General features: G+C 38.7%; 14 protein-coding genes and 1 pseudogene. 2 read left to right on the forward strand and 13 right to left on the reverse strand.

Features of this window, described 5'->3' with window-relative positions:
- The 7 genes from rpe to rhaA form a co-directional block, all read right to left on the reverse strand.
- On the reverse strand, positions 1-681 hold the full coding sequence (gene rpe / locus ACVIJU_RS00605) for a ribulose-phosphate 3-epimerase (RefSeq protein WP_456687906.1): 681 nt from the start codon (positions 679-681) through the stop codon (positions 1-3).
- Positions 682-960: 279 nt separating this feature from the next.
- On the reverse strand, positions 961-2565 hold the full coding sequence (locus ACVIJU_RS00610) for a response regulator transcription factor (RefSeq protein WP_456687155.1): 1605 nt from the start codon (positions 2563-2565) through the stop codon (positions 961-963).
- The gene (locus ACVIJU_RS00615; protein WP_066250437.1) at positions 2565-4385 is read right to left on the reverse strand and encodes a sensor histidine kinase; all 1821 of its coding nucleotides are present in this window, start codon (positions 4383-4385) and stop codon (positions 2565-2567) included. Before ACVIJU_RS00615 ends, ACVIJU_RS00610 begins: the two co-directional genes overlap by 1 nt.
- Positions 4375-5418 (reverse strand): autoinducer 2 ABC transporter substrate-binding protein, encoded by a 1044-nt coding sequence (locus tag ACVIJU_RS00620; protein ID WP_327856046.1) that lies wholly within the window; start codon positions 5416-5418, stop codon positions 4375-4377. Before ACVIJU_RS00620 ends, ACVIJU_RS00615 begins: the two co-directional genes overlap by 11 nt.
- 69 nt (positions 5419-5487) lie before the next feature.
- Positions 5488-6102, reverse strand: a complete 615-nt coding sequence (locus ACVIJU_RS00625) for a histidine phosphatase family protein (protein WP_066250433.1) — start codon at positions 6100-6102, stop codon at positions 5488-5490.
- Positions 6099-7547 carry an FGGY-family carbohydrate kinase gene (locus tag ACVIJU_RS00630; protein ID WP_456687156.1) on the reverse strand — a complete coding sequence of 483 codons (1449 nt, stop codon included), beginning with the start codon at positions 7545-7547 and terminating at the stop codon, positions 6099-6101. The genes ACVIJU_RS00625 and ACVIJU_RS00630 overlap by 4 nt, the downstream gene beginning before the upstream one ends.
- 234 nt (positions 7548-7781) lie before the next feature.
- Positions 7782-9038, reverse strand: coding sequence for an L-rhamnose isomerase (gene rhaA, locus ACVIJU_RS00635; RefSeq protein ID WP_456687157.1), 1257 nt, complete (start codon positions 9036-9038; stop codon positions 7782-7784).
- Positions 9039-9552: 514 nt separating this feature from the next.
- On the opposite strand from rhaA, the gene ACVIJU_RS00640 reads away from it, so the two are divergent.
- The gene (locus ACVIJU_RS00640) at positions 9553-9987 is read left to right on the forward strand and encodes an acyl-CoA thioesterase (RefSeq protein ID WP_311066768.1); all 435 of its coding nucleotides are present in this window, start codon (positions 9553-9555) and stop codon (positions 9985-9987) included.
- A 62-nt stretch (positions 9988-10049) separates the two neighbouring features.
- Here the strand turns inward: ACVIJU_RS00640 and ACVIJU_RS00645 are convergent, their stop codons facing one another.
- From ACVIJU_RS00645 to ACVIJU_RS00660, 4 genes and pseudogenes are all read right to left on the reverse strand, one after another.
- Positions 10050-10385 (reverse strand): DMT family transporter, encoded by a 336-nt coding sequence (locus ACVIJU_RS00645; protein WP_311066767.1) that lies wholly within the window; start codon positions 10383-10385, stop codon positions 10050-10052.
- 22 nt (positions 10386-10407) lie between these two features.
- The gene (locus ACVIJU_RS00650; protein WP_130158505.1) at positions 10408-10731 is read right to left on the reverse strand and encodes a DMT family transporter; all 324 of its coding nucleotides are present in this window, start codon (positions 10729-10731) and stop codon (positions 10408-10410) included.
- Positions 10732-11203: 472 nt separating this feature from the next.
- Entirely contained in the window at positions 11204-11497 is a 294-nt protein-coding gene (locus ACVIJU_RS00655) for a hypothetical protein (RefSeq protein WP_456687158.1), read from the reverse strand.
- A gap of 306 nt (positions 11498-11803) precedes the next feature.
- A pseudogene (locus tag ACVIJU_RS00660) lies at positions 11804-12297 on the reverse strand (short-chain dehydrogenase); the annotation flags it as partial.
- A gap of 792 nt (positions 12298-13089) precedes the next feature.
- On the opposite strand from ACVIJU_RS00660, the gene ACVIJU_RS00665 reads away from it, so the two are divergent.
- Complete coding sequence (locus ACVIJU_RS00665; RefSeq protein WP_456687159.1) at positions 13090-14385, forward strand: DUF4085 family protein; 1296 nt, start codon at positions 13090-13092, stop codon at positions 14383-14385.
- A 397-nt stretch (positions 14386-14782) separates the two neighbouring features.
- Here ACVIJU_RS00665 and ACVIJU_RS00670 read toward each other — a convergent pair whose 3' ends face one another.
- Positions 14783-15529, reverse strand: coding sequence for an amino acid ABC transporter ATP-binding protein (locus ACVIJU_RS00670; RefSeq protein ID WP_066250409.1), 747 nt, complete (start codon positions 15527-15529; stop codon positions 14783-14785).
- Between the two features lie 15 nt (positions 15530-15544).
- Entirely contained in the window at positions 15545-16204 is a 660-nt protein-coding gene (locus tag ACVIJU_RS00675; RefSeq protein WP_063386499.1) for an amino acid ABC transporter permease, read from the reverse strand.
- Positions 16205-16224 lie beyond the last annotated feature (20 nt).

Below are 16224 nucleotides of genomic sequence, written 5' to 3' on the forward strand. Positions count from 1 at the left end.
TTAATCCCCCGTTTTTACCTTGGCTGTTCCTTCAATAAATTGACGAAGATGAATAACAGCATCATGAAGAGACCCTTTGGATTTAAACAAGCTGGATGTGCCGCAGACGAGCATTTTTGCTCCATTTTCCAAAACCTTTGGGATCGTTTCATAACCTATATTGCCGTCAACTTGAATCAAAATATTGTAGCTTGCTTTTTCAATCAATTGATGAAGTTTCTTGATTTTGTGATACATCGTCGGTATGAATTTTTGACCGGCAAAACCGGGGTTCACTGTCATCAATGTGACATAATCAATCACATCCATCACATATTCAATCGATTCAATTGGAGTGGAGGGGTTTAAGGCCACTCCCGCTTTTATGCCTTTAGATTTGATCGTTTGCAAAACGCGCTGCAAATGAATAGTCGTTTCAATATGAACCGAAATCATATCTGCACCGGCATCAGCGAATAAATTTATATGCTCCTCCGGCCTCATAATCATGAGATGAATATCTAACGGCTTATCCGTTGCCGCACGGATGACGTTGACCATATCCGGCCCCATCGTAAAATTTGGAACAAACGAACCGTCCATAATGTCAATGTGAAAAAAATCGACCCCGGCCTGATCAAGTTCTTGCACATCCCTTTTTAAATTTCCCATGTCTGCACACATTAGCGACGGCCCTATCATCGTCACTGAAAATTCCCCCGTTTTCACAGATAAAATTCAAGTGTTTTCTTTTTATAAACATATTAATGAAATCGCTTACTTATGGATAGGGGGTAAAATTCGGATTGGTGTGACAATATTCAGTAAATTTAAAAAATAAAAAACGTACTGAAAACAAATTCAGCACAGTTGCCGATACAAAGTTCGGTATGTGCCAACCGTCTTCAGTACGTTCTTTTAAAAAGGTTCAAGTATTTTTGTATCTCAACGATCAGTTTTCAACGTCTTCAGTGCGTCCTTTTAAAAGCTCCCCCGTTTTTCCCTATATTGCGACGGTAATAAGCCAGTCCATTGTTTGAATAATCTGCTGAAATATTTTGCATCTTGATATCCGACATGAACAGCTATATCATAAATTTTCATTTCCGTAGCAGACAATAATTGTTTCGCCTTTTGAATTCTCGCATTCGTTACATAATCCAGAACTGTTTCTCCTGTCTGATTTTTAAAGTATTCGCAAAAGTAGGTTGGGTTTAAATGAACATGGTCCGCAATACGTTTAATGGTAATATTTTCGCCAAGATTAGAATGAATCCATTCTTTTGCTTTAACAATTGGGTCAATTGTATTTTTCCGATAATATTCTCTCATTTTTCTAATTTTCATGATCCAGTTAATCATTTCCTGTCTCAAAACAGAAAAGGAAGCCGGTTCATCCGTAATCGAAAACGCCTCGCTAAGCAGTGTAGGAAGCTCGCTAATCCCATCATCCTGTATCCATTGGTTTATGACCCGGATGCACAAATAACGAACTGATTCTTGAAGCAAAAAAGGTGAGGTCATTTTTTTAAGCTCGTCAAAAAATGAGTTGATTGCTGTTAAAACAGTTTGCTCTTCATATTCCATTGCTTCAACCGTTTGTTCAGCCCATTTGTACACTGCCGGCGGAACATCCGTAATCTTATTATAAGTAAGGTGCTTTAAAGATTCCGTTTTAAAAAGCTTATTCCCTCCTTGAATCATCCTATATTTCATTGCCTCTCGCAGCTCGTTCTTCACATCCACTAACATTGATAAATCCACAAATGGCTGTCCGAAAGCAATCGATGCCGTAAAAGGCGTTGTCCTCTGAATGGTTGTTTTGAGCGACAAACAGCTTTGTTCAATCTTCGCCTCTTCCCCGTTATAAATAAGCACCCAATACGAATATTGGTTGTTTTTCCATATCCAATTGCGTTCCTTTATAAACGATTTTCGAATCAATTCTTTGATGATGACATCCCATTTCTTCCATTCACCCTTATTTTCGAAGCCGTTTTTAGAAAACGCATTATCTATACCGATATAAAGCAAGTTATACTTTCCATCTGGAAAATCACGTGTCCAGTCCAAATACGACACATCCATATTTTCAACTGCCGTTGTATCGCTTAATAATTGGATTTGCTTTTCATACGTCAATTTTGTTTGAATTTCTTCAGCCTCTTCGATTAGTCTTTTGTTTTTCTTGTCAGTTACTATAAGCTCCTCTGCTTTTTGTAAGTGGGATTCAAAATTCCCTCGATCTATCGGTTTTAAAATGTAATCAATTGCCCCTTCCCGCAGCGCTGTCTGGACATATTTAAAATCATCATACCCGCTGATAATAATGGAATAAAAGTTATACCCTTTTTCTTTCAGTAGACTAATTAATTCCAATCCGTTTATAACCGGCATTTGCACATCGGTAAATATAAGATCGAAGGCGCCAATTTTTTCATGAATTTCTCTAAAAGCTTCATCTCCGTCTGAGAATACCCCGCAAATGTGCCAGTTTGGCCTAAACTTTTTAATTAGTCTTTCCAGCCCCTGTCTAATCCGCGGCTCGTCATCGACAATTACAACCTTTATCTGATCCGTGATCATTAATCACCTCCTCCTTTCAAAAGAAGCTGGTTTGCTTGATAGGCGTTTATTTTTGGTATTCGAATTTTAATCATAGTACCTTTATTTACATGACTAGTAATCGATAATCTGTAATGATCCCCAAAAATCATTGTAATTCTGGCATTTACATTGATAATTCCTATGCCGGAATCCCTTCCTAACATTGGATCAGCCATCAATCTTTCATTTAACTCTTCCAGCTTTTCCTTGGCGATTCCAGGACCGCTGTCCAAAACAGTTAAAATGAGGTCCGGATGCTCTTCACAAACTGAAATATTCACTTTTAGCTCTCTCTGTTTTTCAAGTCCGTATTTGATTGAGTTTTCAATGATTGGCTGCAGCACAAATTTAGGAATATAGTATTCTAGTAATTTCTCTTCTTTTTCAATTTCAAAGTGCAGTCGTTCTTCAAACCGGAACTTCTGTATGCGTAAATAATCTTCAATATGCTGCAGTTCATTCCGTATCGTGACTAATTTATCTTTGTTATTTAAAGAATACCGAAGCATTCTTCCAAGCAAAGTCAGCATTGTTACAACATCTTCTGTTTTTTCTTCTTCGACCGACATGCTGATTGTTTCTAATGTGTTATACATAAAATGAGGATTAATTTGAGATTGCAATGCATATAATTCAGCTGTTTTTTGTTTAAGCTCTACATTATATTTCTGCTTAATCAGCTCTCGAATTTCCATCAGCATTGAATTAAAGCTTTTAGCCAGCTGCCCGACTTCATCATTTGAATGAACAGGTATATTAATGCTTAAATCTCCTTTTTCAACTTCCTTCATCATTTTGCTTAAATTATTTAAAGGACGGGTTACATTCATTGCAAAAAATATGGAAATGGCGGTCGTTATTAAGGCAAACGCTATGAAAATGAGGATTGTCACGTTCCTTACTAAATCCGTTGTTTCTGTTAAATTTTTTATTGGCATGCTATGAGCCATCACCCACGGCAATACACTCGACTCATTTAAGCTAACCAGCAGGCGCTCGCCGTTCTTTTTTATAGTAAAGCTGCCGTTTAAAATTGGATATTTGTCAATTCTCCTATCGACTGTGCCGATTTTGGAGCGATCTGAATGATATATAATCATTCCGTCCTTCGTCATCATCCATACTTCCGCATCTTTTTCATGCAGCAAATCCTTAGCGAACTGCTCTATGAATGTTACATCTACCACAATATATATTGTTCCCAGCTTTTTTCTATTATCGAAGTCGGTGATTTCTTTTATTAGCATAAAATAGGAAGGAGATCCTTCAAAAGTTAAGTTAATTTGACTTGATAACACTACTTCCATACTTCCAACTTTGCTTAAAGAATTCAAATATGGCAACGAACCGTCATGAAAGCCAAAATTCTCATAAGGTAAAGTAGTGCTTGAAAAAACACGGTTCTTCGATATAAGGAACACTCCTAAAATATTGTCTGTGTGGTTTCGCAAGTATGTTCTTGTTAAATAGCTTTCAACAATATACTTATCTCGGAGTCTTTTAGATTGAGTAGTTTCTTCCGATTCCCGTAATATTGTCATCACATCGCTCGAATTATACACTAGGTTTGGAAGCGCTTCCAATTTCCTGATTTCATTTTCGATATTATTATTCACTTGCTTTAATAATCGCGGAGTGTATTTTCCGACTTCTTTCTCGATAGAGGATGTATACTGCGAATACGCTAAAAGACCAAGCAAAGCCATTGGAATAACAGTCAGCAGAACATAGGAAATAATTAGTTTATGTGTTAAAGACAAAGATTTTCGGCTTGAATCGTTTCTTCTCTTAAAAATCATATTGATCCACATTCTCTTTTGTAAAATCGATTGGCTGTCCCATAATCACCATGTCGCCGTCAAAACTAATATTCCCTATATTCTCCACAAACTGTCCATCATACGGCAAATCCTCCAACACTAAGTTTTTGGCTAACGCAATGGTTAAATAACCGAGCTTTTGCGGACTCCATAATGTGATGGTTTGCAGCACATCCTCTTTCAAATATGGTCTTGTCATGTTCGGAGTCGATGTTCCAACAACTTTAATGTCTCCAGATTTTCCGTAATCCTTTAACGCCTGCGCAATAGCAGGCGGGTTCACTGTCGATATACCAATGATCCCTTTTAGATCATCGTATTTTTTTAATAGGTTAACTGTTAAATTGTAAGCTTTGTGAATATCTTCATTCGCATACTCCACATCGAGCAGCTCTAATTCTGGATAATATTCTTCTTGCTGCACCTTTAACCACCTAATCCAATTGTTTAAATTCGCAGCAGTCGGCGAGCCGGTCAAAATAACGTATTTCCCCCTTTCTCCCATTTCTAATGCTAAAAGATCCATAATATGTCTTCCCATTTGCTCGGCATCGACCATATTGACAAAGAAGTCACGATATTTTGCGTCTGTGTCTGCATCCCAAGTGATGACTTTTATCCCTTTTTCACGGGCCTGCTGCAGAACCGTACCCAATTTTTTCGGGTCATTTGCTGAAACAGCAATCACATCTACTTTCTGCTCTATCAGCTCATGAATAACGGCAATTTGTTCCTCTGCGGTTGCCGCAGAAGGCCCTTTATAGATGACTGTAACATTCAAATCCTTCGCTGCTTCTAAGGCTCCTTCCTTTGCTGCTAAAAAATAAGGAATATTAGCGATTTTAGGAACAAGTCCAATGACAATCTCATGTTCATGATTCCTGTTGCTTTCATGATTCATTTGTTCAGTTGGTTTATCTACATAAATAACCTCATATTCTTTTGATAAAGAGCAGGATGCCAAAAAGAACAGGAAAAAAGCAAGGGCGAAAAACTTAAACGTTTTGTTCAATTTTCTCCATACCTTTCCGAAAAGGAAATTTTTTAAGATCGATTTGATGCTTATCGGAAACTTCCTGCTTCAAAGAAGATGCAAAATACTGTTCCATTGAATAATGGATGCCTTTCCTTTACCGTGATATTCAATAATAGAAACCCCTGTATTGTCCATTTTTATTTTGCGGTAATGCGAAAAAGGTAATCCAAACCATTGCGTTGCAGCAATACGGTTTACTGTGTTATGAGCTACAACAAGCGCATTTTTATCTGGATATGTTTTCGATACCTCTTCAAAAAAAGATTGGATCCGATTATAAACTTGACTTGCAGATTCTCCCGTTTCCCCGGCAAAACACTCTGCTGGATTCGTTAACCAATCTGTCCATGAATCCTTATGTTCTCTCTCAATCATTTGTACCGTTTTTCCTTCCCATTTCCCGAAGTCAATTTCTACAAGACGCTGATCTTCAATAACTGGCAAACCAAACTCTTTGCTTATAATTGCAGCTGTTGCCGATGCTCTTACTAGAGTTGAAGAAAAGACCGCGTGAAACTTTACGTGCTTCAGCGCTTTAGCTGCTGCTTCCGCCTGCTTAATCCCTTGCTCTGACAGTGAAACATCCGTCCTTCCGCAATATTTGTTGCCATCCCGATTCCATTCCGTTTCTCCATGGCGTAAAAGGAAAAATCTTGTCACAGCACAACTCCTCTCTTTTTAAGTGCTTGAATAAAGCGTTCATATCCTTCTTCATATTGTTCACTTATATGTTCTTCAAACATCACCTCTTTTTCTCTTTTCAGCATGTTCTCCCCGGCTTCTTGAATACTTCCAAAATATGAAGCTGCCGCAACAATCGCAGCCCCAATAGCACCGTCGCTATGCTTCATTTTAATAATAGGCTTCTTTAAGACATTGCTCCGTATAGTCAGCCATACATCACTGCTGCTTCCTCCGCCTGCTGTAAAGACAGCCCTCACTTTCTCGCTTGACAGCTTTTCAATCATCTCGTAAGCCATTCTTTCAAGATAGGCAACACCTTCTAAACGGGAAATAAAGAGCTGTTCTTTTGTCAAACCTGGTTCGTCAAAGCCTTGTATGTCAGGAAATGCAAAAGGAAAACGCTCTCCCTTTTGCCGGAGCGGATACGAAATCCACCGGCTTGGGAAATATTCATATGCTTTACTATTTAAATAAGCTAATTCATCTTTTGAATAATCAATTGAAATCCAATCTCCCCCTGTGTTGCTCGCACCGCCCGGCATCCAATATCCATCTGGATGGCGATGGTTATAAAGTATTCCCTTCTCATCTATTATTGGCTCGTATGTAATCCCTTTTATTACTAAAGTTGTGCCAATTGTCGTGTTCCAGTTTCCAGGCGATAATGAACCGGATGCGAACTGCGACGCACAACCGTCAGTCAGTCCGAGTGTAACGCTTACATTTTCCGGCAACCCTGTTTCCTCCATACATTCCTTTGACACATTCCCGGCAAAAGTCCCTGAAGGCAATACGATTGGAAGTGATTTAACAGGTATTTTTAAAGTTTTTTCAATATATTCCGGCCATTTTTCATTATTTAAATCATAGCCGCTTTTAAATGCACTCGTATAATCGGTTATTCCCCATTTTCCCGTTAATTTCCCGATAATATAGTCAGTAGGATGCGCCCATAAACATACATCCTTTGCTATTTGCGGAAAATGTTTATGGAACCAAACAATTTTCGGCAAACCATACGAGCTGGAAAATGCCGTATAATGCCCTGCTGCAAAGGCAGCCTCTCTGCAAAGCGCTGCCTCAGATGCTGACCTGCTGTCGCTGTACATTAAGGCATTGTATAGCGGTTCATATTGTTTATCAAGGGGAATTACAGTACCTGATGTGGAAGTGACAGACAAGGAAACAACTTGATTAAGAATTTTTTGCTCCTTCAAACTATTTGCTACTTGTCGAATAGATTCAGCGGTATGCTGCCACCACATAAACGGCGATTGCTCCATTCTTAACTCGTTTCCTTTCGCCAAGTTAAAAATTACAGTACTGGCTGCATAAATAGTTCCGTTATAACCGATTGCAATTGTGCGAATGCCCTGTGTTCCAATATCAATTCCTATAAAAATTGGCTGTGATTTGTTCATTTCATCAACCTCTGCCACACATTTTTTTCTCTTTCTATTATCTACTGATGCTTCGGATGCTAAAGCTATTAAGTGAAATTGCCGAATCGAGCACTTCCTATATTTACTTTATTTTCTCCATTAGGAGTGAAGCTTTCCTTAATCCACGAAGTCTTTATAATTTTTCAGCTCTTTTAATTCACTGATCGGCTAATTTGAGCAGCAAGAGAATTCATACTCTTGCCATATTTACGACTACTGTCTCTTAGTTAATACTTCCTCCTCATATTTTTGAATTTCTTTTAACCATTCTTCTCTTACAGGAACATTCATTTTCTCACAATAATAATCCCAAATTGCACCGAAAGGATAAGTTTTAAATTCCTCCATAACCGCCAATCTTTCCGTAAAGTTTCCCTTTTCTTGCAATTGCTTTAAATATTCATGCGGCATAAGCATTGCATATAATAAAGCTTTAATCATATTACGCGTTCCAATGACCCATGCAGCAAGACGATTGATGCTGGCATCAAAGAAATCAAGTCCGATTAAAACCTTATGCAGCGCATCATTGCGCACGATTTCAAGCGCTATTTCACGCAATTCATCATCCAAAATCACGACATGGTCGCTGTCCCACCGAACCGGTCTCGATACGTGTAAAGCAAGCCTGTCGCTATAAAGCAAAATCGATGAAATTTTATTTGAGACTGTTTCAGTAGGATGAAAATGACCTGTATCTAATAAATATATTTTATTATTTTGTAAGGCGTACCCTAGATAAAATTCATGCGAGCCGACAACAAAAGACTCAGATCCTATTCCAAACAATTTGCTTTCGACTGCATCCAAATTATATTTCTCATTGATCTCTACACTAAAAATTTTATCCAATGATTCTTTTAATCGCTTCCTTGGAGTCAATCGGTCGCTTGGAATGTCCTTATAGCCGTCCGGAATCCATATATTTGTTAAGCATGGTGTTCCAAGCTCCTTGCCAAAGTACTCACCGATTTTTCGGCTCCTAATACAGTGGTTGATCCAAAATTCTCTAATTCCCGGATCAGGATGAGACAACGTCAGTCCATCTGCTGCTTTTTCATGCGAAAATAAGGTAGGATTAAAATCCAGCCCTATACCAATTTTTTTCGCCCAATTAACCCAGTTTTCAAAATGTTTCGGTTCTAACTGATCTCTTTCCACTTTTTCACCATTTGTTTCTGCATAAATGGCGTGTAGGTTGACACGATGTTTCCCTGGAATTAATGACAGCGCTTTCTCTAAATCCTGCCTTAATTCTTCAGCATTTCTTGCCTTCCCCGGATAATTTCCTGTTACATCAATCCCCCCTGAAAGCTCGCTTGCATCTGCTTCAAATCCTTTTACGTCATCACCTTGCCAGCAATGGATAGAGATAGACACTTGCTGCAAGTTTTCTAATACTTCTTCAATATTTATTCCCCATTTTTCATAGACTTGCCTTGCTATCTCAAAAGATTCTTTTATAACCATAAATTATCCATCTCCTTTAGTAAACTAGTACTTTTTTCTAATACATTATGAATGTACCTTATGCTGTTTTTATGAACTGTTATGAAAATTTAGAAATTTTAAAGTAAACGGTTTCAAATTTCTTCACTAACTGTCGAACATTCCTTCACCTTTGCACAAATTAAATTCTTTGCCAGCGTCGACGCCAAGGAAAGGGGGAAGAGTTCATGACATCTTTTATTTTCGCTTTTTGCATAAATATAAAAATATTCCAAACATACTAGTTGGTTTTTACTGTAATTCCAATTATATAATACTTTTGTTTGTTATTGAATATATTTTTTTATTTTTGTTCTTTATATTATTTCCTACCTCTGTCCTAATCAAAGAGGTGAACGCAACTTTAGCATCTGTGTTTGAATTTTTGACAGATGCTCAGCTTATTTCGAACTTCTTTACAAAGTCTTATTTCCCGCTTTAATTGATAGAATTTTCATTATATAATGAAAATAACATTTTTTCAGGAGGGTACATAATGGAAGGATTCCGTTTTTCACACCGCCTGAGGGTGCGCTACTCAGAAATTGACGGACAAAAAATTGTCTTTAACGCCCATTACTTGACATATATTGACGTTGCGGTTATTGACTATTTTGAGGAAGTGTTTGGGCGGGATCTCGAGGAGCTTGCCCAAGAAAATATATTTGATATTGCAATGGTCAAATCAACGCTGGAATATAAAAAGCCAGCCCGTTTTAAAGATACGCTTGAGATCTGGTGCCGAACATCACGAATTGGCGGCTCTAGCCTGACAATGGAGTTTATCATCACAAAAGCGGGAGAAAAAGACCCGCTGGTTCAGGCTGAAGTGATCTATGTCAATTATGATGCCGCCGCTGGAAAATCGAGAGCGATTCCTGATTTCGTCCGTCAGCGAATTAAAGAATACGAACCGGCAGTCAGCCTATAAACGAAATACAAACGTTTAGACCTATAGCTGACTCCTTGCGCCCTTCAGACAGGGGGTCAGTTTTATAAAACTTTATCTGGACTTTTTGGAGCATTTAATAAAATCACCCCGCCAATGATCAATACTAGACCAACTAATGTAATAATATTAAATGGGTCCCGCCATACTAGAACACCAATTAACGCTGTAAAAGCTGTCCCCAGCCCCGACCAAATCGCGTAGGCCAAGCTTAGCGGAACTGTCTTAAGACATAACGACAAACAATAAAAAGATAATCCATAACCAACTATAACACCAATGGAAGGGAAAAAACTTGTAAATCCATCTGACAATTTAAGCATTGTCGTACCAAATACTTCGCTGATAATAGAAATTCCTAATGCGATAAAACCTTTCATACAATTGCCTCCTCTCTCATCGTTAATGAGAACTGCTGAGTTTCAAAACAACCACTCCACAAATGATTAGAACTAAGCCTAAACATTTTTTAAGATCAATACTTTCTTTATAAAAGATAACACCGACTAATGCAGTTAAAGCCGTACCGAAGCCTGACCATATCGCATAAGCCGTACCAAGCGGTATTGCTTTTAGAGATAAAGATAAGAGATAAAAAGCTGCGCCATACCCCATTACGACTCCGATGGAAGGAAACAACTTTTTAAATCCATTTGATACTTTCAGCATTGAACTTGCAAATACTTCACTTATGATGGCTACTGCCAAAATTACATATTCCTTCATGTGAATCCTCCTAAAACTTAACGGTCCTTCGCACTTTTGTCCTTTTTGATATAACAATTTGATAGTCTTCGAAAAATACGTTTTGACTGACCTGATAAAATCCAATCCATCGCTTACTCACAGTCATGCACGCAGACTCTCGTCTTTTCACCAGCAACTAGTACAAAATACTAGGAAAAATCATGTCCGCAACATTACGTGGAGAAGAGTTAGAAAAAAAGGAATTCCGGAAAGGTCCAAGGAGATTTTTACAATGGATCTAACGTCTAATCAATAAATGGATCCCCTTGAAAATGGCCACCCACACTATAAATGGTAAGTCCATCGTTTGATGAACTTGAACTTCGTAATCATACATTTCTAAAAGATTTTTAAATATCGAAGAAATTTTGTTCGCTGTCAGAATGACCTCTTTTCCATTACTAATCGTTATCGTTTTAAATGCAAGAGTAGAGTTTATATGAAAGCTGTTCTAGCTATAAACCATTCGAAGCTCTTTAAAAATAGATTTTTTCTTATGAAGTGACAAATTTTTAATTCGTACAATTTCTTTTCCGTCTGGTTGAAGCACAACAAAGGCGTTATGTATGAAATGTTCTTTTGTAGATATTGCCTTATATTCTTCTTTTCCAGAAAAAAACGAATACTTTCCAATTGGAAAACTCCATTTAGGATGAAGCAACACTTCTTCATCAGTCTGTATTTCACGGATACGAGTTTTCGTTAAATCCATAAATGAATCTTTAAAAATAAACGAATAAGTCATTTTTTCTCTCCATCTTTGTAAAATCCTTTATACTGCTTCCCATTAATTGAAAAAGAATTTCCTTCTACGCATATTTTATCACAGGTTTTCATCATTCTTTCTTCCTCTTATCTATCCACCTTCTCCCCCCTCACCCTTCGACTCCCATACAGCTACAAGGCTTCGAGAGAATAGAAGATATCATCAATTTTCCACAAAAGAAGAAGCCGAACATGCGCCTGGTGATCAAGTTCGACTTCTTGGACACTTTTTTAAACATGAAAATAAAGATCCGCACTGCGGTGCATATCGAGCTATCGCTTCCCGTTAGTGGTACTCGGAAGCATTCGCTGGCTTTCCAGCATCCTGTACTTCTCCGATATATCGCCAGGCATCTGGCTGTGAGCCATCAAGATCATAAAAACCATACACTTGCGCGAGCTGACCGCTTGACACAGATTGACCGTTCCAGCGAGCAACCTTCGGATCACCGGCTAAAGCGGCCGACAAAACGCGGCGTTTCCGAGATGATGAATTGGGGTTCCTTTACAAGGGCATCACGCCAGTTTTCTTCTGTCATACCATAGTGATCAAGCATAATTTCAGAACGCATCCAACCCGGAGTCTGCTACGGCGGTGCATTGATATGGTAAAAGCTTATGGACTAAAGACTTTGCCATACGAATGACAGACATCTTGGCTAGATCGTAGAACAGTGATAAACGGTAGTTTTTCTCGTTGTATTCTGCCGTGCCATCCGTTATCTCAACGACCAGCCCGTTCTTATTTCGGATTAACAGGGGTAATGCAAAGTGGAGCGTCAAATACTCTATCTGCAGAGGCATCAAAAGAACGTTTCATCGTTAAGGTTATTGTAGATGTACTAACCATTCTCATCACCCTTTACAAAATAATGAATTTGTTGCAAATACTTTATTTTTTCTCCTTTTTTGCTTTATTCAGCTCATGTTCAAGAACGTCAAACTGTCTGTTCCAAAAACGTTCATAAATCGAAGCCATCTTTAGCAGTAGAAAACGATTTGGAGGTAAGACGACAAATATGCGTTCGTCCTTGCATAGTCCTTTCAAACAGGGTTGACCGTTCTAATGTTTTGATATGCTTAGCAAAGCTGCTAAAGACATATCAAAAAGGTTCCGCCAATTCCCATACTGTTCGGTCATGAGAGGCAAGTAGACGAATTATTTCTCTTCGCGTCAGATCAGCTTAGGCTTGAAAGATGTTGTCTAGTAAGTATAGAACTTGAATTTATTCAACTATTAGTTTAACTATTTCTGTACAGTAATTACTTTTAAGTTCAGATGCATGATAGTAATTCTTTTTTATATCCTTGCCGTTAAAACCGGATATTTTTCTGTACAATCATGGGGCTGTCCAGAAAGTCAGATCCCCATTGAAAACAAAAAATCATAAACACCGATATATCAACGTTTCTAAAACATTAATGGGGGCGTCCATAAGCCGTAAAAACGACTTATTAGACACCCCCATCACCTATTTTGTTAAATTTCTCCTTTTTAGCAGGTGAAACGCTTATAAGAAGTGAATTCATTATATGAGAAAAAATGGTGGATAGCATATAAGGAGAGATATAATGAAATTTTTTACAAAAGAATGGTATGACAAAATGCAGAAGGGGCACCTGCTTACAATTCCCGAGTCTGATGAAGAATGGATGGATTTTATCAAAAGCTTTGAAGAAGACGGCGAGGATGTCTACGACTATTTGCGGCAAGATCTTGAATCTATTAAAGACGAATTATTGCAAACATTGCCGGAAACATTTCATCCCTATATTCTGGACGGCACCATTAATCAGCCGACACTGCCAAAGGAAGTGCGGGACGAACTCATCATTTGGTTGAAGGCTAAAATTGAGGAATGCGAAAAAGTGTTAGATGAAGCGAATAATCATTTTGAACATATTCGCGAAAATCTGCCGGAAGAGCTGATCAGCATTTTGGAAGATGGATTACATGACGCAGAATTACAATATATCCATCGCGATTACGATGCACTCAGATTAACGTTAAATGGGGAAGGCAGTTTCAGCAAGGGGGATGCCATCGTTATTGAGATTACTGGAATCAAGGAGGAACAATCCGAAATACCTTTAACACCAGGTATGTTTTGGCTTTATGAAGAAGGGGATCATAATAACAAAAGCTTCATCTTAAGTGTTTTATTTGACAATCCGATGACGGAATGGAAGGTAGCTGCAAAACAATTTTCCATTACCCTTTTTTATAAAACACAAATTTTTCACCACGATCAGGAATTTGAGAAGGAAAATCATAGCCGCCATAAAGCAAAAAAAGAGAGACATAGTCTTCCTTACAAACTGCCGGATCAGTATGCGTCTTTCGTGACTGCTTTACACGAAGGAGAAGCGGAGAAAATGTATTTTTTAACGGAAAAGGAAGCTATAGAAATCGACCGCTTTTTATCTCTTGAGGAATTGAAATTAGAAGGCAGCGTCATCCCGATTGCAGTTTGTACCAATGGAAATATTGTCCTTCACCTTGAAACTCAGAAAATATTTTATCTTGGTGCAAATACAGAGGAGCTAGCTGAAAGCTTTGAAAAATTTTTAGAAGGACTTTATTCAAAACAATTCGTGGATGAAATGCCCCTATTATCAGAGCCGTTACCGACGGAAGAATTGGAAAGCGCACTGTTCAGTGAAGACTTAGAGCTGATCATACGTGCATGGAACACCATTGTTCAAGAACCAGAAAAACATATACCATTAATAGAAAAAACTCTCCCATATTCTTTACAGCATGAAAATGAAGAGATACAACAAATCGGTGAAGTGTATATGGACCATATTCTTTCCTTCAACATTTTGTCTGAGCAATTCATCAATAAACTGAGAAAAAGCACTTAGGAACGAATGCTAAAAAGGCAAGGCTCATTCTAAATGATCCTGCTCCATACCCCATCGAATGAATTTGTACAACAAACTTATGGTTCCGGGGCTCATGACCTTTTCACCGCTTCTACTAATCGAGTAGGAGGGGGTGACTAACCCCCGACCTCTCACACCACCGTACGTACCGTTACTTCTGCCTTCACGGCTCGGCTTTCACCCTAGAGATTATTACACTCTGCCGGGTGTACAAAAATAGCAGCACAGACTTAGCCGTAGTCTGTGCTGCTAATCTTAATATGTTTTATTTAAAACGGATTTGGGGTGTGCTAAAAGTACGTTTTATTTGTTGATCAGTTACTATTTATTTTAAGTAGCAAGTGTCAAGTAATCTACTAATAGACAGCGTCCCGGATTATTTCAAACTGCGGTTCAAGAAAGCTTTCGTTCGTTCAAACTTCGGGTTTGTAAAAATCTCAGTCGGAAGTCCGGATTCGATGATTTCCCCGTTGTCCATGAAAATGACTCGGTTTGCAACCTCCTTGGCGAACCCCATCTCATGTGTCACCACAATCATCGTCATGTGCTCTTCAGCCAGCTGCTTCATTACTTGCAGTACTTCGCCGGTTAACTCCGGGTCCAAGGCGGAAGTAGGTTCATCAAACAGCAGGATTTCAGGGTTCATCATAAGCGCACGAGCAATGGCGACTCTTTGTTTTTGACCGCCCGAAAGTTTTGCAGGATAAGCTGATGCCCGATCGGAGAGCCCGATTTTCTTCAGAAGTTCTGTGCTGCGTCGTTCAATTTCCGCATTTAACTCCTTCTTTACTAGCCTAGGAGCAAGTTCCAAATTTTCTTTAACCGTGAGGTGAGGAAAGAGATTGAAATGTTGGAAAACCATTCCCATCTTAGAGGTGATCCGCTTAATCTCCTGCGGTTTTGAGTAAATCCCGTCCTTCACCAAATAATCCCCGGATATACAAATGCTGCCTCCGTCAATTTCCTCAAGATGGACTAGGCTACGGAGCATTGTACTTTTACCAGAGCCAGATGGTCCGATCACAGCAATTACGTCGTTCTTGTTAACATCAAATGTTATCTGTTTTAATACATCCAACTTGCCATATGATTTTTTGAGGTTGGATACTTCAATGAGAACCACACTCACTACTCCTTTTTAATCAAATTTGAACCGTCGTTCGAGCCACTTAAAGAGAACAGTTAATAAGAGCGTCATGATCAGATAAATAATGCCTGCGATGAAGAAAGGCACGATTGTAAAATCACGGTTCACAGCAGTCTGTGCATAGTGTAATAATTCTGGTACGGCAACAGCATAGAGCAGTGCGGTATCCTTAACTAGTGTAACCGATTCGTTAGCGACGGCAGGAAGTGCGATGCGGAACATTTGTGGAAGTATGATTCGCGTCATCGTCTGCCATTTATTCAAGCCTAGGACTTGTGATGCCTCATACTGACCTTTATCAATAGCCAGCAAACCGCCGCGGAAAATCTCGGCAAAATATGCAGCATAGTTCAATATAAAACCCAAACAAGCTGCGACAAAGCGGTCTAATACCAAATAATCTCCGATCACAGGGATCATCGGCAGTCCAAAACATATAAAAAGCAGCTGAAGCAGCAATGGGGTGCCCCGCATCACATATATATAAATCTGTGTAAGCCACGATAAAGGCTTAAACCTGCTTCTTACAGCAAGTGTTAGTATGAAGCCGAGCGGAATTGACAACACAATGACGATCAAAAACAAGAGAACCGTCATCTGTGCGCCTAGCAGCATCGGCTTAATGATTGAGTTGAAATAATCTACGGACATGAAAGAATTCCTCCAACAGC

This window comes from Aeribacillus sp. SP014 (assembly GCF_054055575.1).